At 62.1% G+C, this 16879-nt stretch carries 18 protein-coding genes; 8 read left to right on the top strand and 10 right to left on the bottom strand.

The features are described 5' to 3' along the window. Positions 1 to 7: 7 nt before the first annotated feature. From GJ699_RS22700 to GJ699_RS22675, 6 genes are all read left to right on the top strand, one after another. Positions 8 to 1282, top strand: a complete 1275-nt coding sequence (locus GJ699_RS22700; protein WP_154380594.1) for a Xaa-Pro dipeptidase — start codon at positions 8 to 10, stop codon at positions 1280 to 1282. A gap of 112 nt (positions 1283 to 1394) precedes the next feature. Beyond that, positions 1395 to 2660 carry a hypothetical protein gene (locus GJ699_RS22695; protein WP_154380592.1) on the top strand — a complete coding sequence of 422 codons (1266 nt, stop codon included), beginning with the start codon at positions 1395 to 1397 and terminating at the stop codon, positions 2658 to 2660. 205 nt (positions 2661 to 2865) lie between these two features. Next, positions 2866 to 4512, top strand: a complete 1647-nt coding sequence (locus GJ699_RS22690; protein ID WP_154380884.1) for a methyl-accepting chemotaxis protein — start codon at positions 2866 to 2868, stop codon at positions 4510 to 4512. A 67-nt stretch (positions 4513 to 4579) separates the two neighbouring features. Beyond that, entirely contained in the window at positions 4580 to 5848 is a 1269-nt protein-coding gene (locus GJ699_RS22685; RefSeq protein WP_154380590.1) for a glycosyltransferase, read from the top strand. 5 nt (positions 5849 to 5853) lie between these two features. Beyond that, complete coding sequence (locus GJ699_RS22680; protein WP_154380881.1) at positions 5854 to 6174, top strand: YnfA family protein; 321 nt, start codon at positions 5854 to 5856, stop codon at positions 6172 to 6174. Positions 6175 to 6182: 8 nt separating this feature from the next. Then, complete coding sequence (locus GJ699_RS22675; protein ID WP_195763626.1) at positions 6183 to 6620, top strand: nuclear transport factor 2 family protein; 438 nt, start codon at positions 6183 to 6185, stop codon at positions 6618 to 6620. On the opposite strand, the gene GJ699_RS22670 is transcribed toward GJ699_RS22675, so the two are convergent. The 5 genes from GJ699_RS22670 to GJ699_RS22650 form a co-directional block, all read right to left on the bottom strand. Then, positions 6621 to 7853, bottom strand: a complete 1233-nt coding sequence (locus GJ699_RS22670; RefSeq protein ID WP_154380587.1) for a malic enzyme-like NAD(P)-binding protein — start codon at positions 7851 to 7853, stop codon at positions 6621 to 6623. Between the two features lie 84 nt (positions 7854 to 7937). Beyond that, positions 7938 to 9233 carry a Glu/Leu/Phe/Val family dehydrogenase gene (locus tag GJ699_RS22665; protein WP_154380585.1) on the bottom strand — a complete coding sequence of 432 codons (1296 nt, stop codon included), beginning with the start codon at positions 9231 to 9233 and terminating at the stop codon, positions 7938 to 7940. Between the two features lie 142 nt (positions 9234 to 9375). Further along, positions 9376 to 10335: a LysR substrate-binding domain-containing protein gene (locus tag GJ699_RS22660; protein WP_154380583.1), complete on the bottom strand. Its 960-nt coding sequence runs from the start codon at positions 10333 to 10335 to the stop codon at positions 9376 to 9378. Positions 10336 to 10346: 11 nt separating this feature from the next. Further along, on the bottom strand, positions 10347 to 11681 hold the full coding sequence (locus GJ699_RS22655) for an MFS transporter (protein WP_154380582.1): 1335 nt from the start codon (positions 11679 to 11681) through the stop codon (positions 10347 to 10349). 12 nt (positions 11682 to 11693) lie between these two features. After that, a complete protein-coding gene (locus GJ699_RS22650; RefSeq protein WP_154380580.1) occupies positions 11694 to 12143 on the bottom strand; it encodes a MarR family winged helix-turn-helix transcriptional regulator in 450 nt (149 codons plus the stop codon). Positions 12144 to 12264: 121 nt separating this feature from the next. On the opposite strand from GJ699_RS22650, the gene GJ699_RS22645 reads away from it, so the two are divergent. Together GJ699_RS22645 and GJ699_RS22640 are read left to right on the top strand one after the other, a co-directional pair. After that, on the top strand, positions 12265 to 13470 hold the full coding sequence (locus tag GJ699_RS22645; protein WP_154380578.1) for a cation:proton antiporter: 1206 nt from the start codon (positions 12265 to 12267) through the stop codon (positions 13468 to 13470). A gap of 12 nt (positions 13471 to 13482) precedes the next feature. After that, entirely contained in the window at positions 13483 to 13731 is a 249-nt protein-coding gene (locus GJ699_RS22640; RefSeq protein WP_154380576.1) for a DUF3297 family protein, read from the top strand. A gap of 52 nt (positions 13732 to 13783) precedes the next feature. Here GJ699_RS22640 and GJ699_RS22635 read toward each other — a convergent pair whose 3' ends face one another. The 5 genes from GJ699_RS22635 to GJ699_RS22615 all read right to left on the bottom strand — a co-directional run bounded on the left by GJ699_RS22635 (position 13784) and on the right by GJ699_RS22615 (position 16812). Beyond that, a complete protein-coding gene (locus GJ699_RS22635) occupies positions 13784 to 13978 on the bottom strand; it encodes a hypothetical protein (protein WP_229262246.1) in 195 nt (64 codons plus the stop codon). A 190-nt stretch (positions 13979 to 14168) separates the two neighbouring features. Then, entirely contained in the window at positions 14169 to 15413 is a 1245-nt protein-coding gene (locus GJ699_RS22630) for an MFS transporter (RefSeq protein ID WP_154380574.1), read from the bottom strand. A gap of 3 nt (positions 15414 to 15416) precedes the next feature. Then, complete coding sequence (locus tag GJ699_RS22625; RefSeq protein ID WP_371867637.1) at positions 15417 to 15752, bottom strand: hypothetical protein; 336 nt, start codon at positions 15750 to 15752, stop codon at positions 15417 to 15419. 14 nt (positions 15753 to 15766) lie between these two features. Further along, positions 15767 to 16321, bottom strand: a complete 555-nt coding sequence (locus GJ699_RS22620; RefSeq protein ID WP_154380572.1) for an RNA polymerase sigma factor — start codon at positions 16319 to 16321, stop codon at positions 15767 to 15769. 38 nt (positions 16322 to 16359) lie between these two features. Further along, positions 16360 to 16812 (bottom strand): hypothetical protein, encoded by a 453-nt coding sequence (locus GJ699_RS22615; protein ID WP_154380570.1) that lies wholly within the window; start codon positions 16810 to 16812, stop codon positions 16360 to 16362. Positions 16813 to 16879 lie beyond the last annotated feature (67 nt).

Here is a 16879-nt window from a genome sequence, read left to right as displayed (position 1 = left end):
ACCCTCCATGAAACTGAAGCACCTCCTGATTTCCGCCGCAGTGTTGAGTGCAAGCGTGCACGCCGCCGACCAGGTCACGGTCATCCGCGCCGGCAAACTGGTCGACGTGGTCGCCGGCACGGTATTGAAGGATCAGACCATCATCATCACCGGTGAGCGTATCAGCGCGGTCGGCCCGAGCGCCTCGACCACGGTGCCGGCCGGCGCCAAGGTGATCGACCTGTCGGCGCAGACCGTGCTGCCTGGCCTGATCGACATGCACACCCACCTGACCGCCGACCCATACCTGAGCGGCTATAACTCGTTGGGCGTGTCCGACACCCGCGCCGCGCTGTACGGCGCGCGCGCCGCCCGTAAAACGCTGGAGGCGGGCTTCACCACCGTGCGTAACGTCGGCGCCGCCGGCTTTGGCGACGTGGCGCTGCGCGATGCCATCAACGACGGCGACGTGATCGGCCCGCGCATGCGCACCGCCGGCTACGCGATCGGCATCAAGGGTGGTCACTGCGACGAGAACCTGCTGCCGCCTGAAGTGAACTTCACCGGTCGCGGCGTGGCCGACGGTCCGTGGGAAGCGCGTGCCAAGGTACGCGAGATGGCCAAGTACGGCGCCGACGTGATCAAGATCTGCGCTTCGGGCGGTGTGCTGTCCAAGGGCGACGAGCCGGGCGCGCAGCAATACACGCTGGAAGAGATGCAGGCCATCGTCAGCGAGGCGCATAAGCTGGGCCGCAAGGTGGCCGCGCACGCGCACGGCACCCACGCGATTCACGACGCCATCATCGCCGGCGTCGATTCGATCGAACACGCGAGCCTGATCGACGAGGAGGGCATCAAGCTGGCCAAGGAGAAGGGCACGTATCTGGTGATGGACATCTACAACGATGACTTCATCCTGCAGGAAGGCGCCAAGGCCGGCATGCTGCCGGAATCGATCGAGAAGGAAAAGGTGATCGGCCAACTGCAGCGCGATAACTTCCGCAAGGCGTTCCAGGGCGGCGCCAAGATGGCCTTCGGCACCGACTCCGGCGTTTATCCGCATGGTGACAATGCCAAGCAGTTCTTCTACATGACCAAGTACGGCATGACCTCGATGCAGGCGATCCAAGCGGCGACCATCAACGCCGCCGATCTGCTGGGCTGGAAGGACCGCGTTGGTTCGATCAGCGTCGGCAAGTTCGCGGACATCATCGCGGTCAACGGCAACCCTGCCGACAACGCCAGTGAACTGACCAAGGTGTCGTTCGTAATGAAGGGCGGCGCGGTGATCCGCAATCCGTAAGTCACTAATGGCTTGACAGAGCATTCGCCTGGCTCGCCAGGCCATGCGGGCGGTGTAGAGGGGAAGATGTTTTTCTTTTTATACTGCCTGCATGCGTGTTTCATTCCTTCTTATGGCCGGGCTGCTGCTGGCCGCTGTGGTGAGCGGTTGCGGCGGTGGCTCGGCTTCCTCTTCGACCGCTTCCACCAGTTCTTCCAGCGCTTCCGCCGCCGCTGCCACGATTGCCGTTGGCGCTTCGGCCGCCGTGACGCTGGCCAATGGCGCCGCGCTGCCGGCGATGGCGGATGCGCTGGTGGTGGGCGACCATATCGTGGTGCGCTCGCGTTCCGATTCCTTCATCACCGTCAGCGGCGCACCGGCGTATGCGGCCACGCGACTGAGCGTGCTGGATAAGCAGGGCAAGCTGCTGTCCAGTACCGATTACGGCTTCTCGCTGGCTGCGGACTACACCGGTGAATGGCTGATGATGCTGTCGCCCGATGGCTTCATCATGGTGCAGGCATCGTCCGGCACGCGGCTGCTGCATTTCGATGCGCAAGCCAAGCTGCTGGATAGCGGCAGCGATCTGTATCCGGCGGTGGCGTCGACGTCGACCACCGAATACGCGGCGGCGGAGAACGGCGGCGCGGTCGATGGCAACGGCTTCTGGCTGGCCACCACCTTCTCGCTGTTGCCGGTCACCGATAAGACACAGTATCTGCTCAAGCTGTGCAAGTTCGATTTCAATGGCAAACAGCTGACGCCACCGTTCACCATTTCCACCTCGGCGCTGCATCCTTACGTGGCGGCTTCCGGCGGCGCGGTGCTGGCGGGCTGGATGGAAGGCGGCGGCGCCACGCTGGCCATGTGGGCCAAGGGCGCTGGCGCGCCGACCATCCGTTCGCTCGCCACCAGCGGTGCGCAGCCGTATCCGATTGCCTTGAACAGCGCCGGCAAAATGGGCGTGCTGTGGAACGGTAAAGCTACGACCACCAGCGCCGGTGGTGTGATGGGCGTGGCGGTGAGCGATGCGGGCGCGCCGGTGCTGGCCAGCGACCGCACCGATCTGACGCAGGAGAGCTTGTCCACCCACTGGAGCGGCAATGTGCGCACGTCGGTGATCGACGCGCATGCGTTCAGCGGCGGCATCACCATCGCCGGCAGTGTGGTCGGTTCGCTCCAGAGCGGCGACCCGGTGGGCGATATCCTGGTGCTGGCGGATTATGTGGTGGGTTCGAATCCGCTGTCGGCATCAGCGTCGACGGTGCTGCAGTTCACGTTGCCGACTGGCGTGGCGCTAGGTTCTACGCCCATTTTCCGGCAAATGCTGTTCAGCGACCACGCGGTGCTGCTGTCCGGCGACGACAGCGGTTTGCGGGCCTACTCTGTTACCCGTTAAGCAAGTGTGGTAATTCCGAACAACTGCTCGTTGTGTTAGACAATTTTTATTTATTTTCGGCATTTGTTAATGCATAATAATTCCAGAAGTCAATAACGCGCTGGTCTGGCCTGTTGGCGCGTGTCTGTACTCCCCTTTTTGATCCACCGAGCTAACGGCGCTATCCGCGTCGTTTTTTTCGTTCGTCCTGTACAAATGGAAGATGATGGAAGCTTTTAAAAAACTGAAAATTGGTACCCAATTGGCACTCAGCTTCGGCACGCTGACGGCGCTGATGCTGATCATGGCGACCTTCGCCATCGTTCGCATGAATTCGATCACCAATGCGTTCCACAACGAGCAGCGTCTGATGGCCGACAAGCTGGAGCCGCTGTATGTGGCGCGTGAGGCGCTGGCGCAGACCGGCATCGCGGCGCGCAATGGGTATATCGTCACCGATAACGCGCAGGCCGCGCGTGAACTGACTGTGCTGGACGAACAGCGTGCGATTTATCTGGAGGCGCTGGAGAAGATGACGCCGGCCTATCAGGGTGACGCCAATTTCGACAAGGTCCGTGTCGGCCTGCTGAAGATGGCCGACGCGCTGAAGCGTCCGCGCGCGTTGCGCGAGGCGGGCGACATGGAGGGCTACGCCGCTTTCCTCACCAATGAATGTAGCCCGCTGCGCAAGCAGATCGTGGCCGATATCGCCGCTGTGTTGAGTGCCGCGCAGGCTGAAACGCGCGAAGCCAGCGCTGGTGTGGACGAGCATGCGCATCAGGCTTTCCTGTGGATTGTGCTGCAGGCGGTGTTGTCGCTGGTGGTGAGTGTGCTGGTCGCGTGGGTGAATACGCAACTGCTGCTCAAGCAGCTGGGCGGCGAGCCGGCGTATGCCACGGATATCGCCAACAAGATCGCCGAGGGCGATCTGTCGGTGGCGGTGCAGGTCAAGGCTAATGATAAAACCAGTTTGCTGCATGCGATTGCGGCCATGCGCGACAGCCTGTCGTCGATTGTCGGCCAGGTGCGGCAGGGTACCAATCTGATTACCACGGCGTCGTCGGAAATCGCCAGCGGCAATCGCGATCTGTCGCTGCGCACCGAGCATCAGTCGGCGTCGCTGGAGAAGGTGGCGACCGCGATGGAAGAACTGACCGGCACCGTGCGCCAGAATGCGCATAATGCGATGCAGGCCAATACGCTGGCGGTGTCGGCGTCCGACGTGTCGGTGCAGGGCGGGCAGGTGATGGAGCAGGTGGAAGTGACGATGGCGTCGATTAACGAGTCGTCGAAGAAGATCGTGGACATCATCTCGGTGATCGACGGTATCGCCTTCCAGACCAATATTCTGGCGCTGAACGCGGCAGTGGAAGCGGCGCGCGCCGGTGAGCAGGGACGCGGCTTTGCGGTGGTGGCGACCGAGGTGCGTAATCTGGCGCAGCGCTCGGCGGCGGCGGCCAAGGAAATCAAGTCGCTGATCGACGATTCGGTGGTGAAGGTGGGCGCCGGTTCGGAGCAGGTGCACAAGGCGGCTGAGACCATGCATCAGGTGGTGAACAGCGTCCAGCACGTGACCGAGATCATGGGCGAAATCAGCGGCGCCAGCATGGAGCAGACGGCCGGCATCGAGCAGGTCAACAACGCCATCGGCGAGATGGACAGCATGACGCAGCAGAATACCGCGCTGGTGGAGCAGGCATCGGCGGCGGCGCAGGAGCTGCAGGATCAGGCCACCAGCCTGGCGCATGTGGTGGACGTGTTCAAGCTGGAGTCGCATACCGCCAGCGTCACCGGCTTGCGCGGCCGTACCCGCCGTCGCGCCGCGCCGGAGGCACCGGCCGAAGATGAAGTGCGCCGCATCGCCAACGGCTAATTAACGCTTGCCCGCAGCACCCTGACCATTACATAATTTGAAACATGTGAATGGGAGGAGTGCTGCGTTGAAGATTGGCCTGCAAACCTGGGGTAGTCACGGCGATATACGGCCTATGCTGGCGCTGGCCGAGGGTTTGCAGCTGGCTGGCCATGAGGTGACGCTGGTGATCACCTGCGTCGATAGCGACGTGTATGCCGCTGTGCAGTCGGCGGCCGGCGTCACGATCCGCACCGTGGCGTCGCCGGTGATTCAGCGGGATGAGGCGGCGGAGATCGGCATCTCCATCGTCAGCGCGCGCGATCCGCTGCGGCAGATGGCGCTGATACTGCGCCGCTGCTTCCAGCCGGCGGAGGAGGCGATGATCGCGGCGGCCCAGCAACTGGCTGCGGAGTCGGATCTGCTGATCGGACATTACTTCATGTATCCCTTGCAGGTGGCGGCGGAGCGGGCGGGCAAGCCGTATGTCAGCGTGCTGCTGTCGCACGCGGCGGTGCCCAGCGCCTACAGCCATCCGTTGCGCTGGCCGCGCATGTTCAACGGTTTCCTGTGGTGGTTGACGCGCACCTTGCTGCATCGCGAGCTGGCGCCGTATGTGAACGGCTTGCGGCGACGGCTCGGCATGCGGCCTGTGCGCGATGTGGTCAGCGAAGTATGGCTGTCGCCGTATCTGACCTTGGTGGCCGTGAGTCCGCAGATCTGCGAGCGCCAGCCGGATTGGCCGGATGCGGTGCAGCTGAGCGGCTTCCTCGATATGCCGAACATGTCGCTGGAAGGGCAGCTAAGCGCCGCGCTGGCGGCTTTCCTCGACGCCGGCGAGGCGCCGGTCTACATGACCCTGGGCAGCTGGATGCCGCAAGACCTGCCTAACCAGCGCGACACCCTGCGGATGCTGAGCGATGCAGCGCGCCAGGCCGGCTGCCGCGCTGTGATCCAGTCGCCAGCCTGGGAAGCTTGCGGCTTCCAGCCGGACGACCGCATCATGTACGTCTCCGCCTCGCCGCATCATCTGATATTCCCACGCTGCGCGGCGGTGCTGCATCACGGCGGCGCCGGCACCACGCAATCGGTCACGCTGGCCGGCGTGCCACACATCGTCATCGCCCACATCAGCGAGCAGGAACACTGGGCCAACGAACTGCGGCGCATCGGCGTCGCCGGCAAGCTGACCAGGCGCCGCAGCGTCACGGCGAGCCAACTGGCCGAGCGCATTGCGCTTGTGCGCAGCAAGCCGGAATGGCGCATCAAAGCCGCGCAGGTCGCGCGCGCGATGGTGCAGGAGAACGGCGTCGATGCCGCTGTGCGTCTCATCAATCGAAGCATGGAGAAAATGTAGTGGATATGCTGAGAATCGCGGCGCTGTTTTTTGTGACGGCGCTGGCGGAAATTGTGGGCTGTTATTTGCCCTGGCTGGTGCTCAAGCAGGACAAGCCGGTGTGGTTGTTGTTGCCGGCTGCGGCGTCGCTGGTGTTGTTTGCGTGGTTGCTAACGCTGCACCCCACAGCCGCCGGCCGCACGTACGCCGCATATGGCGGCGCCTATATCTGCGTGGCGCTGTTGTGGCTGCGCTTCGTGGATGGCATTGCGCTGACGCGCTTCGATGTCATCGGCGCCGCGCTGGCCCTGGCCGGCATGGCCGTCATTGCCTTACAACCCAAATGAGGAAGACTATGGTGAAGCAGCTTTTAGCAGTAGCGTTGCTGGCGCTGGCCAGCAGTGCGTTTGCCGCGGACGATGCGGCGCTGGTGTCGCTGGTGCAGCGGCACGTCGAGGCGCAGCGGACCTTCGATCAGGCCACGCTGAAGGCCATCACGGCAGAAAACTATGCGGAGATTTCGCCACTGGGCGAGGTGGATGGACGCGACAAGATGTTGTCGTTCTATGCGCCGGATCAGAAGCGCGCGGCACCGCAAGTGCAGGTCGACGAACCGCTGGTGCGCGTGCAGGGCGACAGCGCCGTTATCTACGCGCGGTTGACTTACACCATGGGCACGGGAGAGACGGCGCGCACCATGGCGATGCGCGCCGGTTATGTAGCTCAGCTCAGGGACGGCAAGTGGCTGCTGGTGTCGGCTCAGTACACCGGCATCCGCCCGCCGAAGAACTGATTACAGCAGCGATTCCGCCAGATCCTTCAGATCGTCGGCGTATTCCAGCTCCACCAACTCCTTGCGGGCGACGCCGCTGCGCCATGCGGCGGTGGCGATCTTCGGCGTGACGCCGCTCAGCAGGCGCGGGTCCAGCAGGCCAGGCACGATGTAGTCCTTGCTGAAGCGCGCGTCGCTGCGCGCCATGTCGGCCAGCGCCACCACGCAGGCGCGCTTCATTTCCTGGTTGATGGTGGACGCGCCCGAATCCAGCGCGGCGCGGAACAGGTAAGGGAAGCACAGTGCGTTGTTGATCTGGTTCGGATAGTCCGAACGACCGGTGGCGATGATGGCGTCCGGCGCCACTTCGCGCACCAGTTCCGGACGCAGTTCCGGTTCCGGATTGGCCAGCGTGAAGACGATAGGATGTGCTTTCATGCGCTGGATGTCGGCCTGCGACAGCACGCCAGGACCGGACACGCCCAGGAACACGTCGGCACCTTCCATCACTTCCGACAGCGTGGTGGCGGTGGTGTCTTGTGCCCACGCGGCTTTTTCGCCATCCAGATTGCGCGCGGTGGTCAGCACGCCTTTGGAGTCGCAAACGAAGATGTTGTGACGCTGCGCGCCCAGATCCACCAGCAGTTCCAGGCAGGCCACGGCGGCCGCGCCGGCGCCCGAGCAGACGATCTTCACGGTGGCGATATCGCGGCCGGTCATTTCAATCGCGTTCAGCATGCCGGCGCCGACCACGATGGCGGTGCCGTGCTGGTCGTCGTGGAACACTGGAATCGACAGACGCTCGCGCAGCTTGCGTTCAATGTAGAAGCACTCCGGTGCCTTGATGTCTTCCAGGTTGATGCCGCCGAAGGTTGGATGCAGGGCGGCGATGATGTCGACCAGCTTGTCCGGATCGCTCTCGTCGATCTCGATGTCGAAGGCGTCGATGCCGGCGAATTTTTTGAACAGTACCACTTTACCTTCCATCACCGGCTTGCCGGCCAGCGCGCCGATGTTGCCCAGGCCGAGCACCGCGCTGCCGTTGGTGATGACGCCCACCAGGTTGCCCTTGGCGGTGTATTCATAAGCCTTGGTTGGATCGCGTTTGATTTCCACGCACGGCGCGGCGACGCCCGGCGAGTAAGCCAGCGCCAGGTCTTCCTGGGTGCTGACACTTTTGGTGATTTCGATGGCGATCTTGCCGGCGCTGCCTGCACGGTGATAGGCCAGTGCCTTTTGTTCAATCGTGGTCATTTATTCTTTAGTCCTTGTTTAAAGCGAAAAACGCCCGCACGAGCCAAAGGCTGGTACAGGCGCAAACTGCTGGCGATTCAGTGCTTATGGGTAGAGGCCACGAACTTCACGGGCTTGCAGCACTCGGGTGCAAGCGAGGATAAACGTGGCGGTGCGCAGCGTGACTTTCTTGTCTTGCGCAACCACCCAAACGGCGTTGAATGCTTCCTGCATGATGCGGGTAAGGCGTGCATTAATTTCATCTTCAGTCCAGAAGAAGCTGGAGAAATCCTGCACCCATTCGAAGTATGACACGGTTACGCCGCCTGCGTTGGCCAATACATCAGGAACGATCAACACATCTTTATCGGTCAGGATGTCGTCCGCTTCAGGCGTGGTAGGGCCGTTGGCGCCTTCCAGAATGATTTTGGTGCGAATTCGCGGCGCGTTAGCGGCAGTAATCTGCTGTTCCAATGCAGCCGGAATCAGGATGTCCGATTCGATGTCCCAGAAGGCATCTCGACCGAGCGTTTGCTCGGCGCCAGGGAAGTTGGCGACACCACCAGTTTCGGCGACAAACTTATGCAACAAGGCAACATCCAGACCACCTTGATGCACCACGGTGGCGGTATGATCCTGCACCGCGATGATCTTGGAACCAGCGTCCGAGAACATGGTCGCGGCCACGCCGCCGACGTTGCCGAAGCCCTGCACCGCAACCCGCGCACCGGCAATCGCCACGCCGCGTTTGGCGGCGGCTTCGCGGCCCACCACGAACACGCCGCGGCCGGTCGCTTCACGGCGGCCCAGCGAGCCACCCAGCGAGATTGGTTTGCCGGTCACCACGCCGGTCGACAGATTCCCTTCGATCATGGCGTAGGAGTCCATCATCCATGCCATCACCTGTTCGTTGGTGTTGACGTCTGGTGCGGGGATGTCCTTGTTAGGGCCGATGATCAAACTGATTTCGCTGGTGTAGCGGCGGGTCAGACGCTGCAGCTCACCACGCGACAGGGTTTTCGGATCAACGCGGATACCGCCTTTGGCGCCGCCGTATGGCACGTTGACGGACGCGTTTTTCACGGTCATCCATGCCGACAGTGCCATCACTTCGGACAGCGTTACGTCCTGGTGAAAGCGCACGCCGCCTTTGCCTGGGCCGCGCGACATATTGTGCTGCACGCGATAGCCTTCGTAGTGGGCGATGGTGCCATCATCGCGTTCGATCGGAACGTCGACGGTCAGAATGCGCTTGGGGCGCTTGAGAGTTTCGACCCAGCGCGACAAGCTGCCGAGGTGCGGGGTGACGCGATCGATCTGCTGCAGGTAGACACCCCAAGGACCGAGATCTTCGGCGTTGAGGTAGGAAGGCAGTGCGTGTTTTGCGTGTTCGGTGGTCATACTCAAGGCTCCCAGTGGATTCGTTTGCTGACCGCTGCTCGTGGCTGCGTTCAAGTGATGCGAATCGTACGCCCGGGTGTTTGAGGCGGCCAATGCTGTATGCGCATTCGGCTATGCAAAAAGCGCATAGTTAGCTAATCGTCTAACGCTCCGATGCCGGGACACGGCGTTTGCGGCCGCCGTTCTGCTGCACTTCGAGGAACTCCCACAGCCGGTCGACGATCGGTTTACCTTGCCGGCTGGGCGATGGGCGCTCGCGGTACAGGCGGATTTCCATTTCGATTTCCCAGTCGGCGGTATCGCGGTCGGCGCGCGCCAGCTGTTTTTGTTTGAGCTCGCGCGTGACCGCGGATTCAGGCAGGAAGGCGATGCCATGACCTTCCAGCGCCATCATCTTCAGTCCCTCGGCCATGTCGGTTTCGTAACGCGGCTCCAGGTGCAGCGGGATTTTTGTATCGTTGAGTATCAGCTCCACCATACGTCCGAGGTAGGCATTGTTGGTGAACGAGAGGAAGGGCAGCGGCGCGCGCTTGGTGCCGGGTAGTTGATACTCCGGCACCTTGTTCTTGTCGCAACGGGCATAGGCGCGCAGCGATTCGTGGCCCAGCACCAGCATGTCGTAGCGGCTCGGGTCCAGCTGCACCGGCTGACGCGGATGGTGGTAGCACAGCAGCAGATCGCAGCCGCCTTCGACCAATTGCAGCACGGCGTCGTGGACGTTGAGCGCCATCAGACGGCTGCGGATCGGCGCGAAATCCTGTTCCAGTTTGGTCAGCCATTTCGGCACGAAGGTCAGCGACAGTGTGTGCGGCACGGCGAGGTCGATGCTGGTCTGCGCGGCGGCGCGTTTGGAACGCAGCATTTCGCGCGCGCCGTTGATCTTCGATAGCATCTCCAGCGCCTGCTCGTAGAACACGATGCCGGCCGGCGTCAAACGCGTGGGGTAGGAGGTGCGGTCGACCAGGTCGGTGCCGAGCCAGTTTTCCAGCGATTGGATGCGGCGTGAAAAAGCGGGCTGCGTCACGTGGCGCAGCGCCGCCGAGCGGCTGAAGTTATTGGTCTCCACCAGTGAGATGAAGTCTTCCAGCCATTTGGTTTCCATGCAAAGTCCTTTTACGGTGTGGTGGTGGCGATGCTGCGGATCGGCGTGAACAGATAAGCGCTCGCCGCGAACAACACCAGTATGATGCCACCGCCGAGGAACAATTGCGACAGCGAGACCTGCGTCAGCAACCAGCCGGTGGCCGCCGCCGACAACGGCGCCAGTCCCATAAAGATGAACATGAAGATGCTCATCGCGCGGCCCATCATCTGCGGCGGCACGCGGCTCTGGATCCAGGTGAAGACGTTGATCTGCATGTAGCCGGTCAGCAGGCCGAGTGTCAGCATCAGCAGCGACACTTGCCACACCGCGTGCACATAGCCCATCGGCGCCAGTAGCAGGCCGGCGATGCCGTCCACCAGGAGCAGCATGGTGCCGAAGGCGACGAAGCGCAGGCGCGCGCCCAGCTTGGCGGCGACGCCCATGCCGAGCAGCGTGCCGGCGCCATGCGCACCCATGATCAGACCGAGCGTGGAGGCGCCATGCAGCTCGCTGGCCAGCACCGGCATCGCTACCTGCATCGCGCCGCCGATGAACAGCGACACCGTGCCCCAGTAGATGAAGCACAGCCGCATCGGCACATCGTCCCACACCATGCGCAGGCCGGCGCCGACCGAGCGCAGGACGGATTGTTTTTCTGCCTGCGGCGTAGCGGCATCGCGCAGCAGCGCTACTTTCGCCAGCGTCCACGCCGAGAACAGATAGCTGAAGCAGTCGAAGCTGAAGGCCAGTGCCAGGCCGCGTCCATTGCTGACGGTGCCGCCGCCATCACCGGCAATCGCCAGCAGGCCCGCTGCCAGCAGCGGTCCGACCAGCATGGTGATCTGGCGCAGTCCCATCATCATGCCGTTGGCGGCTGGCAGATGTTCGGGCACGATCGCCAGCGGCAGGATCGACATCCCGGACGGCATGGCGAACGCCTGCGCCAGACCCAGGCCCAGCGCCAGCAGATAGATGATGTGCAGCGCCATCTGCGGTGAGATGACGACCGTCAGCGACAGCGTATCGCTGAGCGCCACGGTCGGCATGGCCGAGATGTTCAGCACCAGTAGCGTCATCAGCGCAAGCAGCACGGCGTTGATGTACTTGGTCAGCATCAGCACGCGCTTGGGCGAGTAACGGTCCACCACCGCGCCGCCGATCAGGATGAAGATGGCGCGCGGGATGCTCATCAGCGCGATCACCAGGCCCAGTGCCAGCGTGTCGCCGGTTAGCTTCAGCACCAGCCAGGGCAGGGCGATCATGGTCATCTGGTCGCCCAGCGCCGAGATCGCGCCGCCGCGCATCAGCCATTTGAAATTGGGGTCGCGCTTTAACGCGGCGCGTTGCGGTGGGACGTCGGCCATCTGGCTCTCCTGTCAGGAATTGGAAGCGTTCATGCCGGCGATGAGTGCCAGCGCGTTGCTCATGTCGTCGAATACTGCTGGCGGGCAACTGCGCAGCAGGTCTTTACTGATTTGCTCCGCCACCGTGGTGGCGTTGGTCAGCAGCTCGCGGCCGGTGTCGGTGATGGCGGCGTAGGCCACGCGCGCATCGCGCGGGTCTTGCTGGCGCTCGACCAGACCGATTTTTTCCAGCGGCAGCAGGGTGCGGGTGACGCCGGACGCAGTCAGCCCCTGGCGCTCGGCCAGATCGACCCGGCGCAGGCGGCCGCCGGGCGAGCGGTGCAGATAGTGCAGCAGCATGAAATCGCTGAAGCTGATGCCGTGATAGCCGCCCAACACCTGGTCCAGGCGGCGCACCAGCGTGGCTTGGGCGCGCGCCAGGCGCAGCGTGAATTCAAGGCTGGGGCTAATGGGAGTGGTCATGTTGAGTCCTTGTTGATGTATCGTTGAATTATGTTTGAATAATACTTGAGTAATCAAGTATTGTATAGTTTTTCACGTAATCTCGTTAAAATGTAGCAAAACTACACAACAGGGGACATCCATGCATATGGGAACGACAGAGATCTTCTTGATCGCCATGGTCATCATTTTCAGCGTGCCATATCTGATCTGGCGGCTGGGCGGGACCGATTACTACGCGCCACTGGTGGTGGTGCAAATTATCACCGGCATTTTGCTGGGGCCGGGCATTATGGGCCGCGCTTATCCGGATTACTACGCCTTTGTCTTCAACCCGCAGGTGGTGCAGTCGCTGAACGGCATCGCCTGGTGGGCAGTGATGATGTTCGTGATGATCGCCGGTGTCGAACTGGACCTCAAGAAAGCCTGGCAGCACCGGCGCGAAAGCACCATCACCGCTGGTCTGGCGCTGGGCACGCCGCTGCTGTTCGGCTGCATCGCCGCGCTTGGCCTGCTGGGCTATGCCGGCTGGATGGGGCCGAAAGCGCATGACTGGCAATTCGTGCTGGGCGTGGGCATGGCTTGCGCCGTGACCGCGCTGCCGATCCTGATTCTGCTGATGGAAAAGCTGGAGATTCTGCGCCAGCCGATTGGCCAACGCATCCTGCGCTATGCCAGCCTGGACGATATCGCCATCTGGGGCGTGCTGGCGGTGATTCTGCTGGACTGGGACCGTGTCGGCCGCCAGGCCGGTTTCCTGCTGGCGTTCACCATCGTCACCAAGCTGTTCCGCATGATGATGGTGCGGATTCAGGAGCGCGATCGCTGGTATGTGTCCTTCATCTGGCTGGCGCTGTGTGCGTTTGCGGCTGACTGGGCCGGCTTGCATTACATGGTCGGCGCCTTCCTGGCTGGCGCGGTGATGGATGCCGAATGGTTCGATCAGCAAAAGATGGACTTCCTGCGTGCCAATGTGCTGATGGCGGTGATGCCGGTGTTCTTCCTCAGCACCGGGCTGCGCACCAACTGGGCGGTAGGCGGTTCGGCGGTGTTCCTGGTGGCGGCGGTGCTGCTGGTGGCCTCGGTCAGCGGCAAGCTGGCCGGCATTCATATCGCCGGTAAGATCCTGAAGTGGGGACCGGGCGAGGCATCCATCATCGGCTGGCTGTTGCAGACCAAGGCGCTGATCATGATTATCTTCGTCAATATCCTTCTGGATAAACAGATCATCACCAGCGAAACCTTTACCGCGCTGCTACTGATGGCGATCGGCAGCACCATGCTGACGGTGCCGGTGGTGCATCCAAAATTACAACGGGTGGCGCAGCTGATCTTCAAAACCAGCTGATATAATGCCGGGATGAACGATACTACTCAACTCCCACCACTGCCGGACCGTCTGTCGATCGATCCGCGCAGCAAATTCCATGTCGCGGCCGTGTTCGAGCACGACGTTGGCATCAATTTCAACGGCAAAGAGCGCACTGACGTGGATGAATACTGCGTCAGCGAAGGCTGGATCAAGGTTCCGGCCGGCAAAGCACTGGATCGCTTCGGCAATCCGATGCTGATCAAGCTGAAAGGCACGGTCGAGCCGTTCTACCGTTGATCGGCAACGCAAGCAAGCAAACAACAACGCCACCCTCGGGTGGCGTTTGTTTTTAGTGGGCCGCCGCGACTTCGCCGCGCAGTTTGTCCAGCATTTGCAGCGTGGCCGGGGAAAGATTCATGATCCCGTGATACGCGCAGTACTCACAAAACGCTTCCTCCGGCGTCATGGCAGCAATGCTGGTGTCGGAATGGCCCCGGCGGCGCAGCGCGCGCAGGCAGGCGGCATCCATATTTCTGGAATTCATGCACTTTTCCCTTTCGATTTTGATAAGGTTAATAGACAAATACGACTTAACTGAAACGATTATAAGCGTGAAATTGCCGTGTGGCAATAAAATTGGCTTTACTTAACATATCGAAACATTTTGCTACGACAGGGAGTGTGCCGCGCCTCCCGCTCGGGGAGGCGCGTTTCTTAGCGGGAGGGAGGCGGGATCAGGCGGCCGCTTGGGGGCGCGGCGTGGCGGCGGGCAGGTCGCGTTGCAGGCGCCACAGCAGCGTGGTGGCAACCAGCGAGGTGGCGACCACCACGTAGCCGACGGTATCGAAATGCAGCAGTCGGCCATCGGCACCCTGGCTGACGATGTGGCCGGCCGCCACCGAGGCCACGCCGCCGGCCATCTGCTGGATCGAGGCGCTGATGGCGTTGTACGAGCCGCGCTGACTTTGCGCCGGCACCGTCGACGAGATCGCCTGGAACGGGATCATGCGGGAGAAGATCCCGACAAACATCACCGAGTTAATCACCACCAGCATCCACAGCGGCGTGTGGCCGAGGTGGGTGTAGAACAGCACCATGGCGATCGACAGCGCGGTGCCGAACAGGAACACGCGGAACTTGCCGATGGCGTCGGCGGCGCGGCCGATCAGCGGGCCGATGAAGATGGTGCACAGGCCGGTGACCAGATACACGGTCGGCAGGTGATGCAGGTCGATACCCATGTTGTTGACGATGAAGGCGCTGCTGAATGGCATCAGCATGAAGCCGCCGGTGGTCAGCAGGGCGGTGATGCAGAACGCCAGCAGGTAGCGCTTTTCAGTCACGGTGTGGAACAGATGCATGAATGGACTGTGTTCCTGCGGCAGGCCGAGGTGGGCGTTGACCGGTTGCAGCTTCCACGCCACCAGCAGGCCGCCGATCAGGCCGAACACCGCCATGGCGAGGAAGGGCACATGCCAGTTCCACTGGTTGGACAGGTAGATGCCGACCGGGATGCCCAGCACCTGGCTGGCGGCAAACGCGGTCTGGATCAGGCCCATGACGCGGCCGCGCATTTGCGGCGGGAACAGGTCGGTGGAAATCGCCAGCACGATGGAGCCGATCACGCCGCCGAACAGGCCGGTGAACACGCGCGCCGCCAGCAGCGATTCAAAGGTGGTGGCCAGGCCGCACCAGACGGTGCCAAGGATGAAGCCGGTGTAGAAGAACAGCAGCAGCTTTTTGCGGTCGTAGCGGTCGGCAAAGCCGGCGGTCAGCAGGCCGGACACGCCGGCGCTGAAGGCGTAGGCCGACACCACCAGGCCGAACTGTGCCGGGCCGATGTGCAGATCCGGCATGATGACCGCACCCAGCGGCGACATCAGCATGAAATCGAGGATGACGGCGAACTGCAGGAAGGCCAGCATGGCCACCACGGTTTTCTGATAGCCGCTGAATGGTGGGGCGGGGGTTTTTTTCATTCGTTATTCTTTCGTCTCGGGTGGTGCGGGGCGGCAAAAGTTGGCGCGGTTTTTGAAGAACGCGCCGCGTTCTTCGGGCGTCATGGCTTGCCAGCGCTGCCAGTGCTCGCGGCGTTCATGCCAGTCGCGATGGCCGCGGAAGCCGCCAAACAGGATGCGGCAGAGTAGCAGCAATCCGAGGGCTTGCCAATAAGTCACCGCGTGCACGCCGGGGATGATGTCGGGGATCAGGCAATTCCACAACTGCATGACGATGCCGCCCAGCGCTGCGGCGATGACCAGTATCCACAGGCCTTTCAGCAGTTTGAATTTTTTGTAACTCATGTCATGGTGACGCATTTCAGGTACTCCTTTCATTCTTCGTACAGGGCTTGCAGGCGCTGGCGCAGATACAGCACGGCGTAGCGCTTGCGGGCCAATAAAGTGTTGATCGAGATGCCAGTGTCGGCCGCCATCTCCTTGAAACTGATGCCGTCCAGTTCGTGGGCGATGAAGACTTCGCGCTGGTTGGCGGGCAGGTCTTCCAGCGCGCGCTGCAATTCCTCCAGCAGCATGGCGCGGGTGTAGGCGGCCTCGGGGCCGGCGTCGGGCGAGGGCAGCATCAGGTCGAGGCGGCAGTCTTCATCATCCTCGTGGGCGATGTCCTCCAGCGCCACTTCCTTCTTTTTGCGGAAGCGGTCGATGATGCGGTTGCGGGCGACGCGGAACAGCCAGGCGCTGACCTGCTCGATCGGTTCGGGCAGGCGGTAGGCCTGGGTGAATTCGTAGAACACGTCTTGCAGGATGTCGTCGGCGTCGGTCTGGTCGGCCACGCGGCGGCGGATGAAATTCCACAGGCGCGAGCGTTCCTTCAGCACGGTGGCAGTGATCTCCTGGTCCTGCTCTGTTGTCATGGTGGGCGCGGTCATGCATGGAGGACGTGCCAGCGCGCCGGATATTGTATCGATTACGGCTGGGCTGGCAAAGTTTGGTACATGATAACCACATTGTGGAATTTGGCCAGATGCTTGCCGGGCTGGGTCTTGACGCGGGTGGCGGTGTCGTAGGCGATGCTGAGGTGGGAGGCATCGGTCCAGTTCAGCTGCGGCGCGCGGGCGTCGTCCATTTTTTCGATGTAGAAGACGGACGAGTCGTCCTGGTCGCCATGGTCGGCGACTTTTTCGCCGGGACGGTGCAGGTGGATTTCGTAGTACACCATGCCCTGGCCGAAGCCGGCGCCGTTGTCGACGGTCTCCAGAATGGCGGACCAGTGCTTGTCGGGCGAGAGGAATTCGGCATGCTGCAGGATTTTGGACGAGTCTTCCCTGACCGCCTGGATCATCAGGTAGACGATCATCAGCGGTATGGCAATCGCCCAAAAGACGATGAATTTACCGATCCGGGTTTCCAACATGGTCATACTCATTCCAAATTGACATGTATGAATTGTGGTCGAGCGGCGCGGCGGCGTATAGCGGGGAACGCGT

Source organism: Duganella guangzhouensis (assembly GCF_009674535.1).
GTDB lineage: Bacteria > Pseudomonadota > Gammaproteobacteria > Burkholderiales > Burkholderiaceae_D > Rugamonas > Rugamonas guangzhouensis.
The sequence above is the reverse complement of the archived record's forward strand: the minus strand, read 5'-3'. Positions and strand labels throughout refer to the sequence as shown.

Coding starts and splice junctions, on each gene's coding strand:
- GJ699_RS22700 (WP_154380594.1), top strand. CDS start 8: ATGAAACTGAAGCACCTCCTGATTTCCGCCGCAGTGTTGAGTGCAAGC.
- GJ699_RS22695 (WP_154380592.1), top strand. CDS start 1,395: ATGGCCGGGCTGCTGCTGGCCGCTGTGGTGAGCGGTTGCGGCGGTGGC.
- GJ699_RS22690 (WP_154380884.1), top strand. CDS start 2,866: ATGGAAGCTTTTAAAAAACTGAAAATTGGTACCCAATTGGCACTCAGC.
- GJ699_RS22680 (WP_154380881.1), top strand. CDS start 5,854: ATGCTGAGAATCGCGGCGCTGTTTTTTGTGACGGCGCTGGCGGAAATT.
- GJ699_RS22675 (WP_195763626.1), top strand. CDS start 6,183: ATGGTGAAGCAGCTTTTAGCAGTAGCGTTGCTGGCGCTGGCCAGCAGT.
- GJ699_RS22670 (WP_154380587.1), bottom strand. CDS start 7,853: ATGACCACGATTGAACAAAAGGCACTGGCCTATCACCGTGCAGGCAGC.
- GJ699_RS22665 (WP_154380585.1), bottom strand. CDS start 9,233: ATGACCACCGAACACGCAAAACACGCACTGCCTTCCTACCTCAACGCC.
- GJ699_RS22660 (WP_154380583.1), bottom strand. CDS start 10,335: ATGGAAACCAAATGGCTGGAAGACTTCATCTCACTGGTGGAGACCAAT.
- GJ699_RS22655 (WP_154380582.1), bottom strand. CDS start 11,681: ATGGCCGACGTCCCACCGCAACGCGCCGCGTTAAAGCGCGACCCCAAT.
- GJ699_RS22650 (WP_154380580.1), bottom strand. CDS start 12,143: ATGACCACTCCCATTAGCCCCAGCCTTGAATTCACGCTGCGCCTGGCG.
- GJ699_RS22645 (WP_154380578.1), top strand. CDS start 12,265: ATGCATATGGGAACGACAGAGATCTTCTTGATCGCCATGGTCATCATT.
- GJ699_RS22640 (WP_154380576.1), top strand. CDS start 13,483: ATGAACGATACTACTCAACTCCCACCACTGCCGGACCGTCTGTCGATC.
- GJ699_RS22635 (WP_229262246.1), bottom strand. CDS start 13,978: ATGAATTCCAGAAATATGGATGCCGCCTGCCTGCGCGCGCTGCGCCGC.
- GJ699_RS22630 (WP_154380574.1), bottom strand. CDS start 15,413: ATGAAAAAAACCCCCGCCCCACCATTCAGCGGCTATCAGAAAACCGTG.
- GJ699_RS22625 (WP_371867637.1), bottom strand. CDS start 15,752: ATGCGTCACCATGACATGAGTTACAAAAAATTCAAACTGCTGAAAGGC.
- GJ699_RS22620 (WP_154380572.1), bottom strand. CDS start 16,321: ATGACCGCGCCCACCATGACAACAGAGCAGGACCAGGAGATCACTGCC.
- GJ699_RS22615 (WP_154380570.1), bottom strand. CDS start 16,812: ATGACCATGTTGGAAACCCGGATCGGTAAATTCATCGTCTTTTGGGCG.